The sequence below is a fragment of the Streptomyces collinus genome (assembly GCF_031348265.1).
GTDB lineage: Bacteria > Actinomycetota > Actinomycetes > Streptomycetales > Streptomycetaceae > Streptomyces > Streptomyces collinus.
The window spans coordinates 368,192-389,209 of sequence record NZ_CP133771.1; the positions used below are offsets into that span (position 1 = coordinate 368,192).

Genomic DNA, 21,018 nt, shown 5'->3' on the forward strand with positions numbered 1-21,018 from the left:
GCACGGGGTCAGGGAACGAGTGATGGGCAGCGCTTCGGAGTTCACCGGGCAGACCTCCGACCGCACGCAGCAGGCCGCCCGGTCGGTACAGGAATCCACCGGTCAGGCGGCGGACACCGCGCGCCAGGCCGCCGGAAAGGTCGCCGACACCGCTCGTCAGACCGCCGGGCAGGCCGGCGACGCGGCACGGCAGGCCCCCGAGCAAGCGATGCGGCAGACGCAGGGCAACCCGCTCGCCGCCGGCCTCATCGCCTTCGGCGCGGGACTGCTGACCGCCTCACTGCTGCCCACCTCGCAGGCCGAGGAGCAGGCGGCGGAGCGGGCCGGACAGGCCGTCGAGCCCGTGAAACAGGCCGCGTTGGAGTCCGCGCAGCAACTGAAGGAGGACGCCACCCAGGCCGGACGCCAGGCCGCCCAGGAGGTCAAGGACACCGCCTCCGAAGCCGCCCGCGCCACCAAGGAACAGGCCGGAGAGCAAGCCGGGCACGTCACCGAACAGGCCCGCCGCTCCGCACAGACAGCGGCCGAGGAAGCACGCGGGCAGACCGGCAGCCCCGGACCGTAGGCACCCCGCCGCCCAACCAATCGAGAATGCAGGAGATACCAAATGATCACCCGAGAGCAGATCGACACCGTGCTGGACCACCCGGTCCATGACGCCAGGGGCGACAAGATCGGCGATGCCCGGCACGTCTTCTTCGACGACGTCACCGGCGAGCCCGAGTGGGTCAGCGTACGGACGGGCCTGTTCGGCACCAGCGAGTCCTTCGTACCCATCCACGACGCGGCCCTCGTCGAAGACCACCTCGAAGTGCCGTACGCCAAGGACCAGGTCAAGGACGCGCCCAACGTCGACATAGACGCCGGCGGCCACCTGTCCGAGCAGGAGGAGCAGCGCCTGTACCAGTACTACGGCATCGACTGGGACGCCTCGTGGCAGGACCCGCACTCCGGCACCGGCCGGGCGACGGACACCTCCGGCACCACCGGCACCGCCGACGACGCGATGACGCGGTCCGAGGAGGAGATGCACGTCGGTGTCGAACGCCGCGAGGCCGGCCGGGCGCGGCTGCGCAAGTACGTCGTCACCGAGGAGCAGCAGTACACCGTCCCGGTACGCCATGAAGAGGTCCGCGTCGAGCGCGAGCCGATCACCGACACGAACCGGGACAGGGCGATGACCGGCCCGGACATCACCGAGGCGGAACACGACGTCACGCTCTACGAGGAGCAACCCGTGGTCGAAACCAGGGCCGTGCCGAAGGAGCGGGTCCGCCTGACCACCGAAGAGGTCACGGAGGAGGAGACCGTCACCGGCGAGGTCCGCAAGGAGCGCATCGAAACCGAGGGAACCGACGAGCACGGGGACCAGCGGCGCCGCCACTGATCTCCACGGGGCGCCCGGGGCGCGAGGGCCGAGGCCCTCCCCCGGGCGCCCCGCGTGCGCGCCGGGACGGGATCAGTGCAGCACCAGGTGGACGAGGGCGACGGTGCCGACCGACACGATCAGCGTGCGCAGCACGGCCGGGCTGAAGCGGCGTCCCGTTCTGGCCCCGATCAGGCCGCCGAGCGCTGATCCGGCGGCGATGAGCAGGACGGCCGTCCAGTCGAAGTGGGCGAAGAACAGGAACAGTACGGCGGCGACGGTGTTGACGACGGCGGCCAGCACGTTCTTCACGGCGTTGAGCCGCTGGAGCGTCTCGTCGAGCAGCATGCCCATCAGGGAGACGTAGATGATGCCCTGCGCGGCGGAGAAGTAGCCGCCGTAGACGCTGGCCAGCGTCAGCCCGGTGAACAGCAGCGGTCCGCCGTCGCGGCGCACGGGGCTGCTCCCCGTCTCGCGACGGCGGCGCACTCTCTTCGCGATCCAGGGCTGGCACGCGACCAGGACGAGGGCGAGGCCCACCAGGACCGGCACGATCCGTTCGAACGCCGACGCGGGGAGGGTCAGCAGCAGCACGGCGCCGGCGAGGCCGCCCAGCACGGCGCCGATGCCGAGCAGCAGGACGCGCCGCCGCTGGCCGCGCAGTTCCTCGCGGTAGCCGACGGCCGCGGTGATGGAACCGGGGACCAGGCCCAGGCCGTTGGACACCGTGGCCGTGACCGGCGGCATGCCGGTGGCGAGCAGGACCGGAAAGGTGATCAGAGTCCCCGAGCCGACGACGGCGTTGACGGCCCCGGCGCCCGTGCCGGCGGCGAGCACGGCGGCCATCTCCCAGGGCGTCACGCCGCCCCTCCGCCGCGTGTGCCGTTCCAGGTGAGGTTCATGGGGCCACGCTAGAGGGTGGGTGTTTCGGCGGCGGTCGAAGGGTGCCGGTGCGCGGGCCCCGGCCGGACACGCGGAACGGCGGCGGGATCCGGTGGGATCCCGCCGCCGTCACCGCCTCACGCCGGGGCGTGATGTCCAGCCGCCTCACATGTGGCTGCGCCTCACCCGGCGGAGGACGACGAAGCCCGCGATGACCAGCACGGCACCCGCCGCGGCCGGCCAGAGCTGGGCGCCGGTGTCGGCCAGGCCGCCCTCGCCGACCGCCTGCGGCTCCGTCCGGGACGGCGCCGACGGGGCCGGGGCGGCACTCGTCGCCTGGCCGACGGCCTGGGAGTCGCCGAGGCCGTCGGTGTCCTGGTCGTCGCCGTTCTTCGAACCGCCGCCCTGCTCGGCGGCGTTGCCGCCGTCGGCGGAGGCCGTCGCCTTCACCTCCGGTCGGGCGCCACCGGGAGCCGTGGACGCGTCGCCGGGCTCCGGCTCGGGGTCCGGCTCGGGGTCCGGCTTGTCCGCCGGGGGCTTCGCGGCCCCACCCTTGCCGTCGTCACCGTCGTCACCGTCATCGCCCTGGTCGCCGGGCTTGCCGCCGCCGTTGCCGTTCTGCGGGGCGTCGGGCGTCTTCGTCGGCTGCTCCTGCGGGGCCTCCGGCGTCTTCGTCGGCTCCTCCTGCGGGGCCTCGGGCGTCTTCGTCGGCTCCTCCTGCGGGGCCTCCGGCGACTTCGTGGGCTCCTGGGGCTCCTCGCCCGGTGCCGGGTCCTGCCCGCCGCCCGCTCCGGCGCCGCACTTGCGGCCGCCGTTGATGCAGTCGACCATCTCCCCCATCAGATCCTCGTCGAAGATGTTGATGAAGTCACCGTGGTCCGTGCCCGGCTTGTGCAGCTGCTCCGGGAAGGAGTCGACCGCGAACAGCGGCGTCGTACGGCCACCGTCCTGCAGGCTCGGCGCGTCGATGTCGTAGACGATGCGCTGGACCAGCTGCGGGATGGGGCGGAAGCCCGACGGGCAGTTCCCGGCGGCGTCCGCGAACGCCACGTGGGTACGGTGGTTGGCGCTGTCGATGTTGCGGCCGTCCCAGCAGCTCTGGAACTTGAAGGTGCGGACGACGTCGCTGCCCTGCGGGCACAGCGGGTACTTGTCCTTCAGCTGCCGGTCCTCGAAGCCGGTGCAGCTCCAGGAGGCGTTGGCGTTGGCCGGGCCGTTCACGAACGACTTGGCGTCACCCGTGATGATGCGCAGCAGGCGCGGCATGGCCGTGACCTTCTCGCGCGGGTTGCCGACGAACGTCAGCGTGACCTGCTTCGGCGTGACGATCTCGCCGGCGTTGCCCTCGATGCCGCCGCCCGGCTTCTGGGCGTCCTGCTCCTGGGTGCCGTTCTGCAGGCGCACGACGGGCCAGTAGTAGGACGACTTGTCACCCTGGTCGTCGCAGCTGGTCTCGGCGTTCGCGAGGTCCTGGTCGCTGGCGAAGGCGTTGTTGGCCTGGTTGCCGACGTAGTCGTGGAAGTGGTGGGCGCCGTTGGTGACGCCCGGGGCGGCGATGATGTTGTCGGAGTTGAACAGGCCGTTCTCGTTCACACCGCAACTGGTGGCGAAGGAACCGCGGGACGCGTCGCCCTGTGGGCGGGGGTCGTTCACGTTGGGCTGGACACTGTTGATGTCCGCGAAGTCGGCGGCGACGGGGCCGTTGCCGGCCTGTCCGCCGTTGGCTCCCTGGCCTTGGCCGTTCCCCTGTTCCTGGCCGGCCTGGCCCTGCTCCTGGCCGGGCTGCTCGCCGGCGGCGCCGTCCTGGCCTTCGCCCTGCGCGGGAGCCTGGTTGCCGTCCTGCACGGTGCAGGCGGCCAGGGCCTCCAGCCCTTCGGGGCGGTCTCCAACGCGGTCGATGGCGATCGCGATGCGTTCGAGGCTCGCGCCCCGCTTCTCCTTCAGCGGATTCACGATCGCGTTGTCGGCGAAGCCGGGATCCTGCTGTATCTGCTGTGCCGCTTCGCTCAGCTGCTGATACGCCTTCGCGATCTGCTCGTCCAGGAGGGCGAGTTCCTTGTCGACCTCCCCCCGCGCCTGTTCGGGGACCGAGGTCAGCTTGGTGCCGACGTCCGGACAGTCGATCGTGGCGCCCGCGGTCCGGACCCCCGTGCCGGACCGCGTAGCGGCGGAGTCACCGCCCGAACCGCCGTCCGTGGCCGAGGCGTAGACGTTCGCGGCCATCAGGCCGCCTCCGCCCAGGATCAGTGCGAATGCGGCGAAGGTCGCGCGTCGTGGGCCGGTAGGGCGTCTTCGCGTGTTGCGTCCCAAGGGTGCTCTCCTGCGCTTGTGGCGTGCCGGGCATGAAAATCCCCTCGCCCCATACGTACGGGAGCAGCCGGGTGTTCACCCCCTTCGAAAATTTTCGGAGAACTCTCATGAAGCGCGGGGCGGCCCGAGCCCCGCCGGACGCGCCGTCCGGCGGGGACGCGCAGGTCAGCGGAAGTTCACGTCACTGCACAGGAAGTAGGTCTGGTCCATGTGGGAGGCCTGCCAGATCGTGTACACGATGTGCCGGCCGCTCAGCCCCGAAGTGCTCACCGGGATCTCGTAGTTCTGGCTGGGCGCGTACCTGCCGGTGCGCTTGACGAGCTGGAGGTCGTTCCACGTCAGCGGCCGGGTGGTGGGGTCGAAGCCCTGCCGCGTGACGTACACCAGGAAGTAGTCGGCGCCGTGACTGGCCTGGTCGTACAGCTTCACCGTGAAGTTGCCGGTGATGTCCGTCGTCTTCCAGGCGCCGACCGCGTCGAGGGAGTTGTACCGGCCGCCCTCGGTCCGGCCGCCGCTGCACAGCTGGCCGTTGGGGACGACGGCTTGGAAGTTCCCGCCGGAGCCGTTGCGGTACAGGCCGTTCCAGTTCCACATGGCGTTGGCGTCGGCCCGCCATGCCTGCCAGCACATGGGGTCCTGCTGGGCCATCGCGGGGTTCAGGTGATCGCTCCCCAGCGCAGCCAGCAGCCGTAGTTGCGGGAGGCCGGGTCGACGACCGAGCCGTGGGCGACAGCCGTACCGCTCCACGGGATCAGGCTGAGCAGCGCGGCGACCAGCATGCTCAGGGCGAGGGTCAGGCGGGACCTGAGACCGGGGAGGCGTACACGATGGCGTACATCATGACCATGACAATTCATGATCTCCCTCTTTCGGGTGTGGGGGTTGTCGTGCGTTCACTCGTACTTTCGATCATGTTTCGCGAGTGGGAGCGCTCCCATACCACGCAGGCTGCACCCGATGACACGAGTGTGCAATGCGCGATTGCGCCACTTCTGTGTCGGTCAGAGCCGGTCGAGCTCCTTCGTGGCGCGTCCGAGGTAGGTGGCCGCGCCCGGTTCGGGCACCTCGATCTCCTCGAAGCCCATGCGGGCGTAGAAGGCCCGGGCCCGGGTGTTGGCGGTCGCCATGGCCAGGTGGACGGCCGGCACCCCCCTGTCGTGGAGGGCCTGCAGAAGCGTCCGCATCAGGCGGCGTCCGTAGCCGCGGCGCTGCCAGTCGGACAGCAGATCGATGTGCAGGTGCGCGGGGTGGGCGGCCAGTTCGGGCAGCACCATGCGTTCGGGGTCGTGCAGCAGGCCCGCCATCGCCTCGTCCGGGGTGCGCGGCGGCCGGGGCGGTTCCGGGTAGCGGTCGGCGACCAGGGGAAGCCATGTGACGCGGAAGGCCTCGGCGAAGCGCGCGGTGTCGGCCGCGCCGAGGATGTAGCCGACCGCCTGCCCCTGCCCGTCGTCCAGCACGAAGGCCAGGTCCGGCTCCAGATGGACGTACGGCGCCGCGAAGGTCGCCGGGAAGACGCCCGGGTCCGCGTAGTGAGGGCGGCTGTCCTCGCCGTGGTGGGCGGTGCGGATGCAGATGTCGTCGAGAGCCGGGCGGTCCTCGGAGCGGTACGGACGGATGGCGGGTGACGTGGTCATGGCCGCATCGTGCCCGCAGTGGGAGCGCTCCCTCAAGTCACGTGCCGACGGCCGGCCGAGGGCCCGGCCGGTCCGCCGCGGGGCGCCTCACACCCGGCGTCCCGGGACCGGCTTGAACGAGCGCGGCTTAAGGGCCCCGCCAGGGGTTACTCGGCTCACATGGTGAAGCTGCATATTCCGGGACGAAAAGAACGCCACGAAACCGAGGCCCCGCCTCCACAGAGCCCACGCCCGGGGTTCGAGGCGGAACGCCGGGACGGTCGCGAGGCGGAACGCCGGGAGACCGCCGAGGCGGAAGGCCGGGACGCTCGTGAGGGGGAACGCCGGTCGACCGAAGGGCCGGAGGGCCGCGAGGCTCCCGCCGCCGCTTCCGAGGAGCCCGGGCCGGACCCCGAAGTGGAGCGCGCGGCGCCGGACACGCCGACGGACCTGCCGAAGAAGTCCTGGGTCGCGGTGCTGAAGGGCAGTATCCGGGAGTTCAAGGACGACGAGCTGACCGACCGGGCGGCCGCGCTGACCTACTACGGCGTGCTGGCACTGTTCCCCGCGCTGCTGGTGCTGGTTTCGATGCTGGGCCTCACCGGCAAGTCGACCACGGACAAGGTGACGGAGAACGTCCGCGAGCTCGTGCCCGGCTCGGCGGGCGACATCATCACCCGGGCCGTGGACCAGTTGCAGGGCAACGCCGGCGTCGGCTCGCTGATGGCGATCGTCGGTCTGGTCCTGGCGGTGTGGTCGGCGTCCGGCTACGTGGGCGCGTTCATCCGCTCGGCCAACGCCGTGTACGACATGCCCGAGGGCCGGCCGGTGTGGAAGCTGCTGCCGATGCGGGTGGGCGTGACGGTCGTGCTGCTGGTGCTGGCCGTCATCAGCTCGCTGATCGTGGTGTTCTCGGGCGGACTGGCCAAGCAGGCCGGAGACGCGCTGGGCATCGGCGACACCGCGCTGACGGTGTGGTCGATCGCCAAGTGGCCGGTCCTGGTGCTGCTGGTCGTGCTCATGATCGCGATCCTGTACTGGGCGGCCCCGAACGCCAAGGTCAAGGGGTTCCGCTGGATCACGCCCGGCAGTCTGCTGGCGCTGCTGATCTGGATGGTCGCGTCCGCCGGTTTCGCGGTCTACGTCGCCAACTTCGCCTCGTACAACAAGACCTACGGCACGATGGCCGGTGTCATCGTCTTCCTGGTGTGGCTGTGGATCACCAATCTGGCGATCCTGCTGGGGCTGGAGTTCGACGCGGAGACGGTGCGGCAGCGCGCCATCGCCGGTGGTCATCCGCCCGAGGAGGAGCCGTACACCCAGCCGCGTGACACCAGGGCGTGGGACGAGCAGGACCGCCGCCGGCTGGAACAGACCTGACCGGTCCGACGGTTCGGTTCAGCCCATGAGCCCGGCGGCGACCGTCGCACCCAGTTCCCAGCACCGCTGGAGGTCGCCCTTGTCCGGCTCGCCGGTCACGGTCACGGCCTCGGCGGTGCGGCGCCAGCCGAGGCCGGTCGTCACCGACTCGATCCCGCGCACCGCTCCGGTGACGTCGTTGCCGCCGTGCACCCAGTAGCCGAAGGGGCGGCCGCGGGTGGCGTCCAGGCACGGGTAGTAGACCTGGTCGAAGAAGTGCTTGAGGGCGCCCGACATGTAGCCGAGGTTCGCGGGAGTTCCGAGGAGGAAGCCGTCGGCGGCGAGGACATCGGAGGCGGTGGCGGACAGCGCGGGCACGCGGACGACCCGGACGTCCTCGATGTCGGGGTCCGTCGCCCCGGAGAGGACGGCTTCGAACATCGCCTGGCAGTGGGGCGAGGGCGTGTGATGGACGATCAGCAAGGTGGCCACGGCACCTGACCTTGCCGTGCGGGCCCCCGCCACCGCAAGCGGCGACGGGGGCCGGGTGTCGCGTACGCAGCCGCTGTCGCTCAGCGCTTGCCGCGACGGCGGATCAGCAGGCAGGCCACGAGCACGGCACCGGCGCCCGCCAGCAGGGCGGCCCGGTGGTCGCGCACCTGCTGCGGGGCCTTGTCCTGCCAGACCTGCTCGGCCTGCGCGGCCTTCTCCTTCGCGCCCTGAGCGGCGGCGGCGCCCTTCTGCTTCACCGGCTCGGGCAGCTTCTCCTCCACGGTGTGGGCCATGTGCGCGGCCTTGGTCCTGGCCTGCCCGCTCCACTCCTGGGCCTTGGCCCCGGCCTGCTCCCTGACCGCGACGGCCTTCTCACGGGCACGGGTCTTGACGTCGGCCCGGTCCGCCAGTGCCTGCACGGTGTCCCCGAGTTCGTTGCGGGTCTGCTCGACCTGCTCGCGCAGCTCCTCCTGGCTGCGGGCGGTCGGCTCGTCGTGCGGAGGCTGGGTCATCGCTGTGCACTCTCCTTGATCTCGGCCACGTCGGCCTTCACGTTGTCGATGGTCTGCTGCGGGGCGGGCGGGGTGGCGCCGTGCACCTGCTTGCGGCCGGCCAGCGCCGTCAGGCCCGTGGCCACGGCCAGCACGCCGGTGACGATCAGCGCCGCGGCCCACACCGGCAGCGGCACGGCCAGGGCGGCGATCACCGTGGCGACAAGCGCCTGGAGGGTGACGAAGCCGAGTACGCCGGCTCCGCCGAACAGGCCGCCGCCCTTCCCGAAGCGTTTGCCCTTCTCGGTCATCTCCGCCTGGGCGAGGCGCATCTCGCCGCGCACCAGATCGGTCAGTTGCTCGGTGGCCCGCTGCACCAGCTCGCCCACCGGCTCCTCTCCGGCCGCCGGCGCGTGCCCCGTGCGGGGCGCGGCGGAGGCCGTGCGGTGCGTGTCCGTCATGGCGATCACCTCCCGGTCCGTGGTTGTGGGCCGAGTACCCCCGGAGAGGCGGAAAGGACACCTGGTCGGACAACTCGTGATGACGAAGAGTGAGCCGCGCGAGATCTGGTACCCGTCCGCCGCTCAGAGACGAGAAAGGGAGGTACCGCCTTGTCGCAGGTAGAGGAATCCATCGAGGTCCGCGTGCCGGTGCACACCGCGTACAACCAGTGGACGCAGTTCGAGTCCTTCCCCGAGTTCATGGACGGTGTCGAGCGCATCGAGCAGCGCACCGACACCCTCACGCACTGGGTCACGAAGGTCGGCGGACAGGCGCGGGAGTTCGACGCGGAGATCACCGAGCAGGTCCCGGACGAGCGCGTCGCCTGGACCACCGTGGGCGGTGAGGCGCAGCAGGCCGGTGTGGTGACCTTCCACCGCATCCAGGACGACACGACCAAGGTCATGCTGCAGATGGACTTCGACCCCAGCGGCGTGGCCGAGACCGTGGGCGACAAGCTCGGCTTCGTGAAGCGGCAGGTCTCCGGTGATCTGCGGCGCTTCAAGGAGTTCATGGAGGCCCGCGGGGCGGAGACGGGTGCCTGGCGCGGCCAGGTCTGACCGGGCGTGAGGAGGCCGCCACCACTGCACGTGGTGGCGGCCTTCCGCTGTGCTCGTCCGTTACGCCACCGGGGCGGCGATCCCGCTCTGGAAGAGCTGCCGGGTCTGCCGGTTCAGGTCGCCCAGGCGCAGGGCGAGTCGTGTCGCGGCGTCGTAGAGGGCGTGGACCGCGCGGAGGCGCTCCAGACGGGGAGCCAGGGCCGACAGGGCGATGGCCAGGGCCACGCCGGACCAGGCGACGGGGCCGAGCGGGGTGCACCCGAAGAAGTGGCTGACGCCGGGGGTCTGGACGAGGGCGGCGAGGACGGCGGCCGAGCCGAGGGCCGTGACCCAGACGAGTGTGCTGTGACGCCGTCCGGAAAGGGTCTGCACGAGCTGCGCGCCGACGACACCGCACAGGGCCATGGTGGTGGACCGGCGTTCGGTGCCGGGGGTGAAGCGGCCGATGAGGTACGCCGTGACCGCGCCGAGGCAGGTGGTGACGCCGCGGCGGCGGATGGAGCGCAGCAGGGGCGCGCCGAGGACGTCGAGGCTCATCGGGCCGGTCGCGGCGTGTTCCGCGGTCGAAGGGTCGCTGCTGGGGGTGACCGCCACGGCCATGGCCGGGAACATGTCGGTGAGCAGGTTGACCAGCAGCAGCTGGCGGGTCGACAGGGGTGAGGCGCCGGCGAGCAGGGTGCCAAGGACGCTGAAGCCGACCTCGCCGGCGTTGCCGCCGATGAGGATGCTCACCGCGTCGGCGACGCTGCGCCACAGGGCGCGGCCCTCGGCGACCGCGTCCACGAGGACGGACAGGTCGCCGGTGGTGAGCACGAGGTCGGCGGCGTTGCGGGCGGCGGCCGAGCCGCGGGACTCGACGCCGACCCCGACGTCGGCGGCGCGGATGGCGGCGGCGTCGTTGGCGCCGTCGCCGGCCATCGCCACGACCCGCCCGGCCTGTTGCAGGGCCTCCACGACGTGCAGCTTCTGCTCGGGTGCGACCCGGGCGATGACGCCCGCGCCGCGCAGGACCCGGACGCGTTCGCGGCGTTCCATGGCGACGAGTTCGTCGCCGGTCACCGCCTCGGTCTCATCCGGCCAGCCCAGTTGCAGGGCGATGGCGCGGGCGGTCTCGGGGTGGTCGCCGGTGAGCATGACGGGCAGGATGCCGGAGCGGCGCAGTTCCGCGAGCAGGGCGTGCGAGGTGTCGCGCGGGATGTCGGCGAGGGCGACGAAGCCGCTGAACTCCAGGTCGCCGAGGGGCAGGTCGAGTTCGGTCTCGGCGTCGTCGGCCCGGCAGGCGCGGCGGGCGACGGCGAGGACGCGCAGTCCCTGCCCGGCCAGTTCGTGGGCGGTGTCCCAGGCGTGGGCGGGCAGGTCCCGGCAGGCGGGCAGGATCGTCTCGGGGGCTCCCTTGACGACGAGCAGTTCGCCCATGCCGGGGTCGCCGTCGCGGCCGATCGCGGCGGCGTAGCCCCGGCGGGTCTCAAAGGGCAGCTCGCCCGTCGCTGCCCAGCCCTGGTCGGGCGGGGCGACGTCGAGGACGGCCTCGTCGGTGGCGTGCGCGACCCGGCGGCCCTCCCCCGTCTCCTCCTGGGGGCAGGCGCGCGCGGCCAGGCGTACGACCGGTGCGGCCTGTTCGTCGTCGGTGGCGAGGACGGTGCCGTCGGCGGTGGCGACGCGGACCAGGCGCAGTCGGTTCTCGGTGAGGGTGCCGGTCTTGTCGAAGCAGACGGTGTCGACCCGGCCGAGGGCCTCCAGGGTGCGCGGGGTGCGGACCAGGACGCCTCGGCGGGACAGCCGGCGGGCCGCCGCCATCTGCGCGACGGTCGCGACGAGCGGGAGCCCTTCGGGGACGGCGGCGACGGCGACCGCGACGCCGCCGCTGACGGCGCGCCGGACGGGGCTGCCGCGCAGCAGGGACAGCCCGGTCACGACCGCGCCGCCGGTGAAGGTCACCGGCAGTGCCTTGCGGGTCAGTTCCTGCAGCCGCGCCTGGACGCCGGCGGGCGGCGGGGTGCGGGCGGCCAGGGTGACGGCCCGGCCGGCCTCGGTCCGGTCGCCGGTGTCCACGACGAGGGCGGTGGCCCGTCCGGCCACGACGGTGGTGCCCTCGAAGACCATGCAGGTGCGCTGTGCCACGGGCAGGCCGGGGGTGGCCTCGACGCTCTTGGTCACCGGCAGGGACTCGCCGGTGAGCGCCGACTCGTCGACCTCCAGGCCGTCGACGTCCAGCAGCCGGGCGTCGGCGGGTACGACGTCGCCTGCGCCGAGGCTGATCTCGTCGCCGGGCCGCAGCCGGGCGGCGTCGACCGTCACGGTGCGTTTGCGGCTGTCCTGTCTGCGGGCCTTGGGCTGCTGCCGGGCGGCGAGCCGGGCCAGGGCCTGTTCGGCGCGCAGTCGCTGGAGTCCGCCGGTCACGGCGTTGAGGTCCATGGCGCCGACGACGAGCAGCGCGTCGACGACCGAGCCGAGCAGGGCCGAGGCGACGGCGCCCGTGGCGAGGACGGGGGTCAGCGGGTCGTCGAGTTCGCGGCGTACGGCGCCGGCCGCCTGCCAGGTCCAGCGGACGGGAGTGGCGGCCGGGTGCCGGGTCAGGCGTGCGGCCTGCTGCCGTGAGCGGTCGGCGAGCAGGGTGAGTCCGCGGGGCTCTCCGTCGTGGTCGTCGCGCCGCAGCCGGTCGCGGGCCTCGTGGGGTTCCAAGGCGTGCCAGGGGATGTGCAGGCGGGGCTCGGGCGGGGTGGCCCGGGCGACGCGAACGGCTTCGAGCCAGCCGGTGATCAGGGCGTTGGCGGCGGCGATGTTGACGGGGGCGTGCCGGGTGAGGGGAAACAGGAGGTGCAGGCCGGGAGGCTGACCACCGCGGGCGACCAGGAGTCCGGAGAGGGCCGCCCCGGCCCGGGCGAGGGTCTGCGACCGCCGTCCGACGCGCCGGGCGGCGGGAATTGCCGTGAGCAGCCGCCAGACGTCGGCGAGGCCGCCGGGGACCAGCGCGTCGACGCCCCAGGAGACGGCACCCCCTCCGTCGGTGAGGGCGACGGCCACGTCACCGGCGGGCAGCCCGGCCGCGACGTGCCCGTCCCCGGACGCGTCCAGGCGGGCGACCGTCACGACGACGTGCCCTTCGTCCTGCAGGCCCCGTACGACGTCTCCGAACGGAGCGGCGCTCGGGGCGACCTCGTCGGCGAGCCGGGTGATGTCCTTCAGGTCGGAGCCGCCCGCGATCACGACGTGCAGTCCTGCCCGGCGGGCGGCGTCCAGCACGGCCTCGGCGAAGGGGTGGACCGGGTCGTCGGGGAGGCCGTCGTCGGTGTCGTCCCGGCACAGGCTGCGCAGGGCGTCGGCGTGCAGGACGAGGGCGTCGGCGATCTCCAGCTGCCGCAGGCGCTCCCCGTTGCGCAGGAGGATCCCGGCGCGGGCGAGGAAGGTGCCGAGGGTCGCGCCGAAGGCGGCCGGTCCGTACCGGGCGGCTTTCGGGGATCCGGCGAGGACCGCTTCGGCGGCGTCGTTCGCGCTGTGGGTGACGAGGAGGGTGGCGGCGGCGCCGGCGAGGCTGCCGGTGCTGGCGTGGGAGGCGTACTCCGCGGCCGGGGTCACCTTGAGCGGTGGCCGGATGTCCGTGGGGCAGGGCAGGCTGGTGCGCTGGTGGTGGCAGACGTCGTCGTGCAGCGCCTCGAAGGCCGCCGCCCTGGCCACCGCCTCCGTGAGCTGGTTGCCGCGCAGGATGCCGTCGAGCACGAGCGCCAGCGGGGTCTGGCCGATGCCGTGGGCGGCGGCGTTGGCGGCGGCGAGGACGAGTTCCATGCCCGACGTGCCGAACCGCTGCCGGAGCAGCGCCCGGAAGCGGGGGTTCTCGCGCAGCAGCGTGACGGTGGCCGTGATGATGCGCGAGGTGGGCGGAAGCCGCAGGGACCGGCCGGCCAGGGCGCCTGCCGCGCCGGCGGCGTCCAGCAGGATCGCCGCCGCGGTGACGCGCACCTCGGCGGGATCGCCGGGGTGGCTGGTGTCCCGCATGGTGGGGTCGGCGCCCTCTTCGAGGCCCAGGCGGGCGGCGAGCGCGGTGGCCCGCTCGGTGACGCGGTCGGTGACGGCGTCCTCGGCCACGGTGACCACGAGCCGGGACAGTCCCCCGTCCCAGTACGCCGTGAGCACGTCCGGGTGCTCGACCAGTTCCTCGGCGAGCTTGTGGGCGAGGGCATCGGCCTTGCCGTCGGAGTGCCGCAGCGCGAGGTGAAGGCGCTGCCCTGCATTCCAGTGCTGCCCGCCGGTCAGGGCGTTGCGCGCGACGTTGCGGACGCGGCGGGTGGTGTCGTAGGCGGAGGTCACCGATCGGGCGGTGCCGCGGGCGGCGCCTGCGGCCGCGCCGGCCACGGCCCCGACGAGTGGGGTGACGTCGAAGCGTGTGAGCATCTGCTGCTGTCCCGACTCAGCCGGTGGGGCGGCTGTCGTGTGTCTGCCCGTGGGGCTGCTCCTCGCCGTGGTGCGCGGTGGCCTCTGCGACCTGCTTCAGAGCGGAGGCGGTGGCGGTGTCGCCGACCTTGGCGGGCTGTTCATGGACGTGCTGTTCCGGCCGGTCGTGCCGGTAGTGGGAGGCGGCGAGTCTGCCGCCTGGTCCGTACGCGGAGGTGTCCTCGTCGTCCCGGCCGGACGGGGCGGAGGGGCGCTCCCCGCTCTCGCCGGCCGCTGTTCCGCCGTTCGGGGACGCGCCGTCGGGCCGCTGCCCGGGGCGCGGCTGGGTGAGCCAGGCGACGGCCGCGCCGGTCACCGCCACCGGCCACTCCACCAGTCCAGCCACACCGAGCACTCCGGCGCCGGCGTAGACGGCCATCCGGCGGCCGCGCGGCGAGACCGCGCCGATCCTGTCCAGCGCGTCCGTGGCCACCTTGCCCACCTGCTCCGCACCCGGCAGGTGCCTGAGGCCCGAGGCCATGGCCCGCAAGGGCTGCGGAAGATCGGACGAACGTGATGTCTCCTGGTTCATGTCGACCTCCACGAGCGCGTTGTCCAGCGGCGTCATCCGGTTTCCCAGCTCTTTGCCCCATATTCCGCTTTTGATGAGGTATGCGCTTGTCTTGTTCGGCCGGGTGTCAGAGAACCGTCTCGCCGTCGTGGACCCCGCCCACGCAGCGCTTGCTGTCGGGGCTCCCTCAGGGATGGACGGCCGGGCGGTCCGGCCCGTCCCAGGCCGGGCAGGGGGCGAGCCGACCGCCACTCGGGGGGGAAGGGCCCAGCGGCCTGAACCCGGGGTCCGGGAGCTGCGGCCCGGGCGCGAACCGGCCCCGCCGGGAAGCGGCATCGCGCCGGATCCGGCGGCCCTCGTAAGCCGTCCGTGTCGGGTCGGGAGCGCCGGGTACTCAGTGCAGGCGATCGGCGTACGCAGTGCAGGCAAGCAGGCCGTCTCGGGTCCGGACACCGCACGGGAGCGGAGTGTCCGGTTCGGCGAAGGAGAGGTCATGACGCAGAACGGTGATGACGCGACGCTCGTCCGGCGACCGGGGATCCCCGACCTCCGGATGGCACCGGAGGGAGCCGAGCCCGCGCCACCACAGGACCCGCAGGCGGACCAGCCGCCGCAGGAACTGCCCCTGGACCGCAACCAGGCGATCCTGGAGGCGGCCAAACAGGTCGGAGCCCTGCTGAAGCGCAAGGGGCACCTGTTCGCCCTGGCCGGCAGCGTGGCCGCGTACGCCCACGGCGGCGAGAAGAACATGCAGCACGACGTCGACTTCGCGATCCGCCCCGAGGACGCCGAAGCGGTGGCGGCCACGCTCCGCGAGGCCGGGCTGACGGTCTACACGCCGCCGGAGGACTGGCTGATCAAGGCCACGTGTTTCGGGCAGCCGGTCGACATCATCTTCGAGTTGGCGCACCGGCCGGTGGGCGCGGACATGCTGGAGCGGGCCGAGGAGCTGTCGGTCGACTCGGTGCGCATGCCCGTGCTGGCCCCGACCGATCTGATGTGGAGCCTGACCGCCGCGTTCTCCGAGCACCACTGCGATTTCGGGGCGGCCCTGCCCATCGCGCGTGCGCTGCGGGAGAAGGTCGACTGGGAGCAGGTGCGGCGCGAGTGCGGGGACGAGCCCATGCCCGCGGCGTTCTTCTTCCTCCTGGAGCGCCTGAACGTCATCTGAAGGAGCACCTACATGAGCACCCTCGGTTCACAGGACGCGGGCGGCGGGCTGCCCGCCGAGAACCTGGAGTACCGCATCGCCCACCTCCAGGACCGCCTCGCCTCCGGCGAACTCGGTGAACTGGGCGTACGGGTCGAGGCCCGCGGCAGGACGGTGCTGCTCACCGGCACCGTGCCCTCGGCGCCCTGCCGCGAGGAGATCGTGCGCACCGTCGAGGAGGAGCTCGCCGGCTTCCCCGTGCACAGCGACCTCGTGGTCACCGAGGCGTCCTCCCCCGACCACGCGGAGGAACTCTCATGATCCGTATCGCAGCCGTCGGAGACATCCACATGGGACCCGAGAGCCAGGGCGTGCTCCGGCCCGCCTTCGAGACCCTGCCCGAGTGCGCCGACCTCCTGCTGCTGGCCGGGGACCTCACCCGGCACGGCACGCCCGAGGAGATGCGGGTGGTGGCCCGGGAGGTCCAGGACCTCGCCGTACCGGTCGTCGCCGTCCTGGGCAACCACGACCACCACGACGACCGCCCGGACGAGGTCACGGCCATCCTCCGGGACGCCGGCGCGCAGGTGCTGGAGGGGCAGGGAACGGTCGTGGAGAGCCGCGGGGCGCGGATCGGCGTCGCCGGGACCAAGGGGTTCGGCGGCGGGTTCGTCGGCCGCTGCGCCGGGGAGTTCGGTGAGACGGTCATGAAGGAGTTCGTCCGGTACTCCCGGCGGAGCGCCGACGGTCTGCGGACCGCACTGGAGCAACTGGGTGAGGAGGACTGTGACGCGCGGATCGCGCTGACCCACTACTCCCCCGTCGCGGACACCCTGGCGGGCGAGCCGCTGGAGATCTACCCGTTCCTGGGCAGCTATCTGCTGGCCGAGGCGATCGACACCGCCGGTGCCGACCTCGCGGTGCACGGGCACGCGCACGCCGGCACGGAGCACGGCATGACGAGCGGCGGTGTGCGGGTGCGCAACGTCGCCCAGCCGGTCATCGGACGGGCCTTCCACGTCTACCACCTTCCGGTCCGGGAGCCCGCCGCGACGGGTGCCGCCGCACAACAGGCCCACTGAGCGGGCCCTGCCCCCTTCCCCCCTTCCGCCGCCGGCGTTCGCCGGCGGCGCTTTCTGTTGTCCGCCGCCCGGCGCACCGCACCGCCCCGGCCCCGGGCAGCGACACCGACATCGGCTCGCCGTCGGTGGGGGGACGGAACCAGGCGATGGTGTGCACGTGGCGGTGCGTCAGGCCCCGGCGGAGCACGGGCCGGCGTACCGCGCGCAGGGCGGGGGCGAGCTCCGGTGGCGCGTCGCCGCGCCGCAGCTGGGCCTCCAGGAAGGCGAGCTGGTCGTACGGCGTGGCCCGTACGGCGCCGGCCGCCTGGAAACCGCCGGCGTCGAGGGGCGGCACAGGTGTCTCGCCGTTCCTGCCGTGCCCGACGGCGTCGAGCCCGGAGCCGTCCGCGCGCAGGGCCGTGTGTCAAGGCGAGCGGGTGCAGCACCTGGCCGGTGAGGAGGTCCTCCCAACGGTGTGCCGGTCGCGGCGGCCAGGGCGTGTCCGAGGACGGTGACGCCGCCTGTCCTGGCCCGGCGGGTACACCGGCGGTGTCGACCCCGGGCACGGACGAAACGGGAGGGGTCGTGGGTGGTGGCCGGGGGCTCGGAGGTGTCATGGCGACGGGGAGGTCCGGGGAGCTGCGCGAGGAGGCCTGGGCGCGGCACCGGCCGGTGTGAGTGGTTCGGCTCCGGCTGGGGAACCCGGCGAGCGCTCTACCCACCGACTCCCTGGAGAGGGCCATGAGTCTGTTGCGAGTGCTCGGCCGCCCCATGCTGGCCTCGATGTTCCTCACGGGCGGCTTGAGTTCCGTCCGCGACCCGGAGCAGGTCGCCGACGCCGCCGAGCCTGTCGTCCAACCGGTCACCGAGCGCGTCCCGGCCCTGCCGGACCGTACCGAGCAGGTCGTACGCCTCAGCGGCGCCGTGCAGGTCGCCGCGGGGCTGATGCTGGCCACGGGGCGCATGCCGCGTCCGGCCGCGCTGGCCATCGCGGCCACGCTGGTGCCCACCACGCTGGCCGGGCACCGCTTCTGGGAGGCGGAGGACCCCGAGGAGCGGGCACAGCAGCGCATTCACTTCTTCAAGAACCTGTCCATGCTCGGCGGGCTGCTGATCGCCGCCGACGACACCGGCGCCCGCCCCTCGGTGGTGTGGCGCGGCACGCACGCCGCCCGGGGTCTGCGGCGCGACGCGGGTCTGGTGCGCCGCTCCGTACGCGCCACCGCACGCCCCGCCGCCGCGGCCGGGCGCGTCCGGGCCAAGCTCCCCGCCTGAACCGCCTGATCCGCCTGTACTGCACCGGCGGGACCGCACGTTAACCCCAGGGGGCCGGGGGGACCCGAGCGCTGGAGGTGAAGGACATGGGACACGGAGGAAACGTCATCGACGAGCTGGTGACCGATCACCGCGAGGTCGAGGAGATGTTCGGCAGGATCGAGGCACTGCCGTCCGGCCACCAGGACCGCAAGGTGTACGCCGACCAGGTCACGATGGAGCTCGTACGGCACTCGGTGGCCGAGGAGGCCTACCTCTACCCGGCCGTCCGCGAATACGTGGCCGGTGGGGACGCCATCGCCGACCAGGAGCTCCAGGACCACGCCACGGCCGAGCGGATCATGAAGGACCTGGAGGGCTGTGACGCGGGCGACGCCGACTTCGACCGGCTGATGGGCATGCTCATGAGCGAGATCCGCTCGCACATCGCCGACGAGGAGGGCAACCTCTTCCCGCGGCTGCGGCAGGCCTGTCCGATGGACGCGCTCAACGAGCTGGGCGACAAGGTGCGCAAGGCGAAGAAGACCGCTCCGACCCGGCCCCACCCGGCGGCCCCCGACAAGCCCCCGGCGAACAAGCTCCTGGCCCCGGGCACCGGGATGGTGGACCGGCTGCGGGACGCGCTGAGCGGCCGCGGCAAGTTCGAGTAGGGCAGTCACCGTCCGTGCGGGGTCCGTCGCCGAGGCGACGGGCCCCGCTTCCTTGGGACCCGGGCCCGGCACTGCCCGCTGCCGGGACACCCCCGCCTCGACGGCATCGGCGACGCCGAGGTGCTCGCCGCCGTGGCGGCCCTCACCGGCCACCCGGCGGGCCGGGGCGACCACACCCAGCGAGGAGCGGCCGTATGAACATCCTGCTGCGGCACGTGCACGGCCCGTCCGTGCGGAGCGTCAGCCGACGGGCACAGGCCGTCCCGGCGGGGCGGAAGCCACCCACCGTGCCCGTCGGAAACCGGCCGCGGGTGGCGGTACTGGTCGGTGGCCGGGGAGTCGCGGGTGTCAGGCGATCAGCGTGCGGCCCGGGTTCAGGCGGTCGAGGAGCTGGTTCTGGTGCAGGTCGGCGACGGGGGCGAGGAGGTCCGGGTGGCGCAGCAGGGCCGCCGCGCTCCGGTCGCTGTCGTCGGGGGCGACGAGGCGGCGGAACCCGGCCGGTGCCGCGGTGCCGTGGCTGCCGTCGGCGAGGGCTGCCACGGCCCGGGCCGCCAGTTCCGGGTCGGTCAGCAGACAGGCCGCCCAGCTGGCCACGACCTCGTCCACCCAGGTGCGCCAGGCGTGAGCGTCCGTGTCGTCGCAGGGGGCCGCGTCGGCGCCGGTGACCCAGTCCAGCCGCGCGGAGCCGCCGGGTCCGGCCATGTCGAGCAGGGCGGCGTCCATCGCCGTCGGGTACCTGAGCCAGGCCGCGACCGTCACGGCCTGGCGGGCCTGGACCTCGCACAGGGCGGACGCCAGGGCGCCGCCGGAAGCGGGGAAGGCGCGGGTCAGCCACTGGGCGGTGGCCGCGATGACCGGGGTGAGATCTGCTTGCACTGCCGGGCCGTCCGAGGGAAGGGAGCGGGGATCTGGTCGTAGACGGTAATCGCCGCTCGCGGCGCCCGGGCGTGACCGGGACCTCGTTCGGGACGTGGCCTCGGCCACACGCCGACGGGCGAAGCCGCACCGCGGCGACGGAACGGGTCGTTCCCCGCCGATGGGCGAAGCCGCACCGCGGCGACAGATCGTGTCGCCCCACCGACGGACGAAACCGCACCAGGGCGACGGATCGTTTCGCGGCAGAGGGGCCGGGCACCCGGCCCGCGTGTTCCCTCGCGGTCGCGAATCCGCTGGTCCGTCCCGTCGCGCAGGTGCCCGGTCGCCGGTGCGCTCGCTGCGTTTCGACGGCTGGATCGCGGGGATCGGCACGACGTCCGGTGTCCGGGTGGTGCTCGGGCACTGGCCGCGGTCGCCGTGGGGCCCGTTCAGCGACGTGATGGTCGAGGAGGCCGACGGACACCGGCTGCTGCTGGCGCCGACCGGCGAGACGGCGGACTTCGTCGCCGGTACGTACGTCTTCGACGAGGTGCGGGTCGTACCGGTCGAGGTGCGGGTCGCCGACCGCCGGCACTGGACCGTCACCGCCCCGCCGATCCACCTGCGCTTCGGCACCGGCCGCCGGAACCTGCCGGGCCTGGCGCTGCGGGCGGTCCCGGGTCGGCTCGCCACCCGTCCGGGCTGGATCGCACTGTGGGACCGGCCCGCCCGTCTGCTGCTGGGAGCACGCACCCACGGCAGTGCCCGGGCCGGACGGCACCAGTGGTACGGCGCCCGGGATCTGCACCCGGTCGTCTCGGCCACCGCCACCTGCAAGGGCGAGAGCCTCGGTGCCCTCGCCCCGGTCGAGCCCCCCGTGCGCTTCGGGACCGGCTCGACACCCCGCCCTCCCTGCCTCGTGCGGATCACCACGACGGTGGCCGTGCAGCAGGACCGGAGTACGACAGGAGCCGCGTCATGACGGAACAGCGAGCGGATTCGCCGGGCGCCCAGCGTGCCCCGGCCACCGACATGTCCCTGCTGGGCATCTACCTCAACGACCATCTCGCCGGCGCCACCGCCGGGACCGCGCGGGTGCGCTACCTGCTGCGCTCGTGCCGGGGCTCGGTGCTCGCCGACGCGCTGGCCCCGGTCGCCGCCGAGATCGCCGACGACCGGACGAGTCTGCTGCACATCATGCGGCGCCTGGACGTCCCGGTGCGCCGCTACAAGATTTACGCGGGCCGGGCGGCCGAGCAGGTGGGGCGGCTGAAGAGCAACGGCAGCCTGGTACGGCGGTCCCCGTTGAGCACGCTGTGGGAGCTGGAAGCGCTGGCCCTCGGCGTGGAGGGCAAGATGGCGGGCTGGGAGACGCTCCGCGATCTGGCCACCACGGACGAACGCCTCGACGCCCGGCCGCTCGACGAGCTCATCGAACGGGCCCGGCGGCAGCACGCCACGCTGGAGGCGCTGCGCCACAAGCAGGTCGTGGTCGCCTTCCGCGCTGCCTGAGG

General features: G+C 73.1%; 20 protein-coding genes and 2 pseudogenes. 11 read left to right on the plus strand and 11 right to left on the minus strand.

Going from position 1 to position 21,018, the window contains the following annotated elements; all coding sequences use genetic code 11:
- Window positions 1-22: 22 nt before the first annotated feature.
- The gene (locus RFN52_RS01610; protein WP_311241266.1) at window positions 23-565 is read left to right on the plus strand and encodes a hypothetical protein; all 543 of its coding nucleotides are present in this window, start codon (window positions 23-25) and stop codon (window positions 563-565) included.
- Window positions 566-607: 42 nt separating this feature from the next.
- Window positions 608-1,387 carry a YsnF/AvaK domain-containing protein gene (locus tag RFN52_RS01615; RefSeq protein ID WP_184854449.1) on the plus strand — a complete coding sequence of 260 codons (780 nt, stop codon included), beginning with the start codon at window positions 608-610 and terminating at the stop codon, window positions 1,385-1,387.
- Between the two features lie 72 nt (window positions 1,388-1,459).
- On the opposite strand, the gene RFN52_RS01620 is transcribed toward RFN52_RS01615, so the two are convergent.
- From RFN52_RS01620 to RFN52_RS01635, 4 genes and pseudogenes are all read right to left on the minus strand, one after another.
- Window positions 1,460-2,227: a sulfite exporter TauE/SafE family protein gene (locus RFN52_RS01620; protein ID WP_184854448.1), complete on the minus strand. Its 768-nt coding sequence runs from the start codon at window positions 2,225-2,227 to the stop codon at window positions 1,460-1,462.
- Between the two features lie 186 nt (window positions 2,228-2,413).
- On the minus strand, window positions 2,414-4,471 hold the full coding sequence (locus RFN52_RS01625; protein ID WP_184854447.1) for a DUF1996 domain-containing protein: 2,058 nt from the start codon (window positions 4,469-4,471) through the stop codon (window positions 2,414-2,416).
- Between the two features lie 252 nt (window positions 4,472-4,723).
- Window positions 4,724-5,415: pseudogene (locus tag RFN52_RS01630) on the minus strand (lytic polysaccharide monooxygenase auxiliary activity family 9 protein).
- 144 nt (window positions 5,416-5,559) lie between these two features.
- A complete protein-coding gene (locus RFN52_RS01635) occupies window positions 5,560-6,192 on the minus strand; it encodes a GNAT family N-acetyltransferase (protein ID WP_184854446.1) in 633 nt (210 codons plus the stop codon).
- A gap of 159 nt (window positions 6,193-6,351) precedes the next feature.
- On the opposite strand from RFN52_RS01635, the gene RFN52_RS01640 reads away from it, so the two are divergent.
- Window positions 6,352-7,551 carry a YihY/virulence factor BrkB family protein gene (locus RFN52_RS01640; RefSeq protein WP_311240863.1) on the plus strand — a complete coding sequence of 400 codons (1,200 nt, stop codon included), beginning with the start codon at window positions 6,352-6,354 and terminating at the stop codon, window positions 7,549-7,551.
- Window positions 7,552-7,569: 18 nt separating this feature from the next.
- On the opposite strand, the gene RFN52_RS01645 is transcribed toward RFN52_RS01640, so the two are convergent.
- From RFN52_RS01645 to RFN52_RS01655, 3 genes are all read right to left on the minus strand, one after another.
- Window positions 7,570-8,022 carry a flavodoxin family protein gene (locus RFN52_RS01645; RefSeq protein ID WP_229856998.1) on the minus strand — a complete coding sequence of 151 codons (453 nt, stop codon included), beginning with the start codon at window positions 8,020-8,022 and terminating at the stop codon, window positions 7,570-7,572.
- A gap of 80 nt (window positions 8,023-8,102) precedes the next feature.
- Window positions 8,103-8,534: a DUF3618 domain-containing protein gene (locus RFN52_RS01650; protein ID WP_184854444.1), complete on the minus strand. Its 432-nt coding sequence runs from the start codon at window positions 8,532-8,534 to the stop codon at window positions 8,103-8,105.
- Window positions 8,531-8,974 carry a phage holin family protein gene (locus tag RFN52_RS01655; protein ID WP_184854443.1) on the minus strand — a complete coding sequence of 148 codons (444 nt, stop codon included), beginning with the start codon at window positions 8,972-8,974 and terminating at the stop codon, window positions 8,531-8,533. Before RFN52_RS01655 ends, RFN52_RS01650 begins: the two co-directional genes overlap by 4 nt.
- A 150-nt stretch (window positions 8,975-9,124) precedes the next feature.
- Here RFN52_RS01655 and RFN52_RS01660 point away from each other — a divergent pair, with 150 nt between their 5' ends.
- Window positions 9,125-9,574, plus strand: a complete 450-nt coding sequence (locus RFN52_RS01660; RefSeq protein ID WP_184854442.1) for an SRPBCC family protein — start codon at window positions 9,125-9,127, stop codon at window positions 9,572-9,574.
- A gap of 60 nt (window positions 9,575-9,634) precedes the next feature.
- Here the strand turns inward: RFN52_RS01660 and RFN52_RS01665 are convergent, their stop codons facing one another.
- Window positions 9,635-13,963, minus strand: coding sequence for a cation-translocating P-type ATPase (locus RFN52_RS01665; protein WP_184854441.1), 4,329 nt, complete (start codon window positions 13,961-13,963; stop codon window positions 9,635-9,637).
- A gap of 16 nt (window positions 13,964-13,979) precedes the next feature.
- Window positions 13,980-14,570, minus strand: coding sequence for a hypothetical protein (locus RFN52_RS01670; RefSeq protein ID WP_311240864.1), 591 nt, complete (start codon window positions 14,568-14,570; stop codon window positions 13,980-13,982).
- Between the two features lie 436 nt (window positions 14,571-15,006).
- Here RFN52_RS01670 and RFN52_RS01675 point away from each other — a divergent pair, with 436 nt between their 5' ends.
- From RFN52_RS01675 to RFN52_RS01685, 3 genes are read left to right on the plus strand one after another with little or no spacing between them, the layout of a single operon-like run.
- A complete protein-coding gene (locus RFN52_RS01675) occupies window positions 15,007-15,684 on the plus strand; it encodes a nucleotidyltransferase family protein (protein ID WP_184854440.1) in 678 nt (225 codons plus the stop codon).
- A gap of 12 nt (window positions 15,685-15,696) precedes the next feature.
- Window positions 15,697-15,984 carry a BON domain-containing protein gene (locus RFN52_RS01680; protein ID WP_184854439.1) on the plus strand — a complete coding sequence of 96 codons (288 nt, stop codon included), beginning with the start codon at window positions 15,697-15,699 and terminating at the stop codon, window positions 15,982-15,984.
- Entirely contained in the window at window positions 15,981-16,745 is a 765-nt protein-coding gene (locus RFN52_RS01685; protein ID WP_184854438.1) for a metallophosphoesterase family protein, read from the plus strand. The genes RFN52_RS01680 and RFN52_RS01685 overlap by 4 nt, the downstream gene beginning before the upstream one ends.
- A 109-nt stretch (window positions 16,746-16,854) precedes the next feature.
- On the opposite strand, the pseudogene RFN52_RS01690 reads toward RFN52_RS01685, so the two are convergent.
- Window positions 16,855-17,297: pseudogene (locus RFN52_RS01690) on the minus strand (serine hydrolase); the annotation flags it as partial.
- Window positions 17,298-17,465: 168 nt separating this feature from the next.
- Here RFN52_RS01690 and RFN52_RS01695 point away from each other — a divergent pair.
- Window positions 17,466-17,999 (plus strand): DoxX family protein, encoded by a 534-nt coding sequence (locus tag RFN52_RS01695; RefSeq protein ID WP_161367492.1) that lies wholly within the window; start codon window positions 17,466-17,468, stop codon window positions 17,997-17,999.
- Window positions 18,000-18,085: 86 nt separating this feature from the next.
- The gene (locus RFN52_RS01700) at window positions 18,086-18,649 is read left to right on the plus strand and encodes a hemerythrin domain-containing protein (protein ID WP_184854437.1); all 564 of its coding nucleotides are present in this window, start codon (window positions 18,086-18,088) and stop codon (window positions 18,647-18,649) included.
- A 348-nt stretch (window positions 18,650-18,997) separates the two neighbouring features.
- Here the strand turns inward: RFN52_RS01700 and RFN52_RS01705 are convergent, their stop codons facing one another.
- Entirely contained in the window at window positions 18,998-19,525 is a 528-nt protein-coding gene (locus RFN52_RS01705) for a hypothetical protein (RefSeq protein ID WP_184854436.1), read from the minus strand.
- Window positions 19,526-19,853: 328 nt separating this feature from the next.
- On the opposite strand from RFN52_RS01705, the gene RFN52_RS01710 reads away from it, so the two are divergent.
- A complete protein-coding gene (locus RFN52_RS01710) occupies window positions 19,854-20,486 on the plus strand; it encodes a hypothetical protein (protein ID WP_184854435.1) in 633 nt (210 codons plus the stop codon).
- On the plus strand, window positions 20,483-21,016 hold the full coding sequence (locus RFN52_RS01715) for a hypothetical protein (RefSeq protein ID WP_184854434.1): 534 nt from the start codon (window positions 20,483-20,485) through the stop codon (window positions 21,014-21,016). Before RFN52_RS01710 ends, RFN52_RS01715 begins: the two co-directional genes overlap by 4 nt.
- Window positions 21,017-21,018: the final 2 nt, after the last annotated feature.

Excerpts from the sequence above, each read along its gene's own strand:
- RFN52_RS01695 (WP_161367492.1), top strand. The coding sequence starts at position 17,466 with ATGAGTCTGTTGCGAGTGCTCGGCCGCCCCATGCTGGCCTCGATGTTC.
- RFN52_RS01615 (WP_184854449.1), top strand. The coding sequence starts at position 608 with ATGATCACCCGAGAGCAGATCGACACCGTGCTGGACCACCCGGTCCAT.
- RFN52_RS01610 (WP_311241266.1), top strand. The coding sequence starts at position 23 with ATGGGCAGCGCTTCGGAGTTCACCGGGCAGACCTCCGACCGCACGCAG.
- RFN52_RS01685 (WP_184854438.1), top strand. The coding sequence starts at position 15,981 with ATGATCCGTATCGCAGCCGTCGGAGACATCCACATGGGACCCGAGAGC.
- RFN52_RS01655 (WP_184854443.1), bottom strand. The coding sequence starts at position 8,974 with ATGACGGACACGCACCGCACGGCCTCCGCCGCGCCCCGCACGGGGCAC.
- RFN52_RS01650 (WP_184854444.1), bottom strand. The coding sequence starts at position 8,534 with ATGACCCAGCCTCCGCACGACGAGCCGACCGCCCGCAGCCAGGAGGAG.
- RFN52_RS01715 (WP_184854434.1), top strand. The coding sequence starts at position 20,483 with ATGACGGAACAGCGAGCGGATTCGCCGGGCGCCCAGCGTGCCCCGGCC.
- RFN52_RS01665 (WP_184854441.1), bottom strand. The coding sequence starts at position 13,963 with ATGCTCACACGCTTCGACGTCACCCCACTCGTCGGGGCCGTGGCCGGC.
- RFN52_RS01700 (WP_184854437.1), top strand. The coding sequence starts at position 18,086 with ATGGGACACGGAGGAAACGTCATCGACGAGCTGGTGACCGATCACCGC.
- RFN52_RS01670 (WP_311240864.1), bottom strand. The coding sequence starts at position 14,570 with ATGACGCCGCTGGACAACGCGCTCGTGGAGGTCGACATGAACCAGGAG.
- RFN52_RS01635 (WP_184854446.1), bottom strand. The coding sequence starts at position 6,192 with ATGACCACGTCACCCGCCATCCGTCCGTACCGCTCCGAGGACCGCCCG.
- RFN52_RS01680 (WP_184854439.1), top strand. The coding sequence starts at position 15,697 with ATGAGCACCCTCGGTTCACAGGACGCGGGCGGCGGGCTGCCCGCCGAG.
- RFN52_RS01675 (WP_184854440.1), top strand. The coding sequence starts at position 15,007 with ATGACGCAGAACGGTGATGACGCGACGCTCGTCCGGCGACCGGGGATC.
- RFN52_RS01625 (WP_184854447.1), bottom strand. The coding sequence starts at position 4,471 with ATGGCCGCGAACGTCTACGCCTCGGCCACGGACGGCGGTTCGGGCGGT.
- RFN52_RS01640 (WP_311240863.1), top strand. The coding sequence starts at position 6,352 with ATGGTGAAGCTGCATATTCCGGGACGAAAAGAACGCCACGAAACCGAG.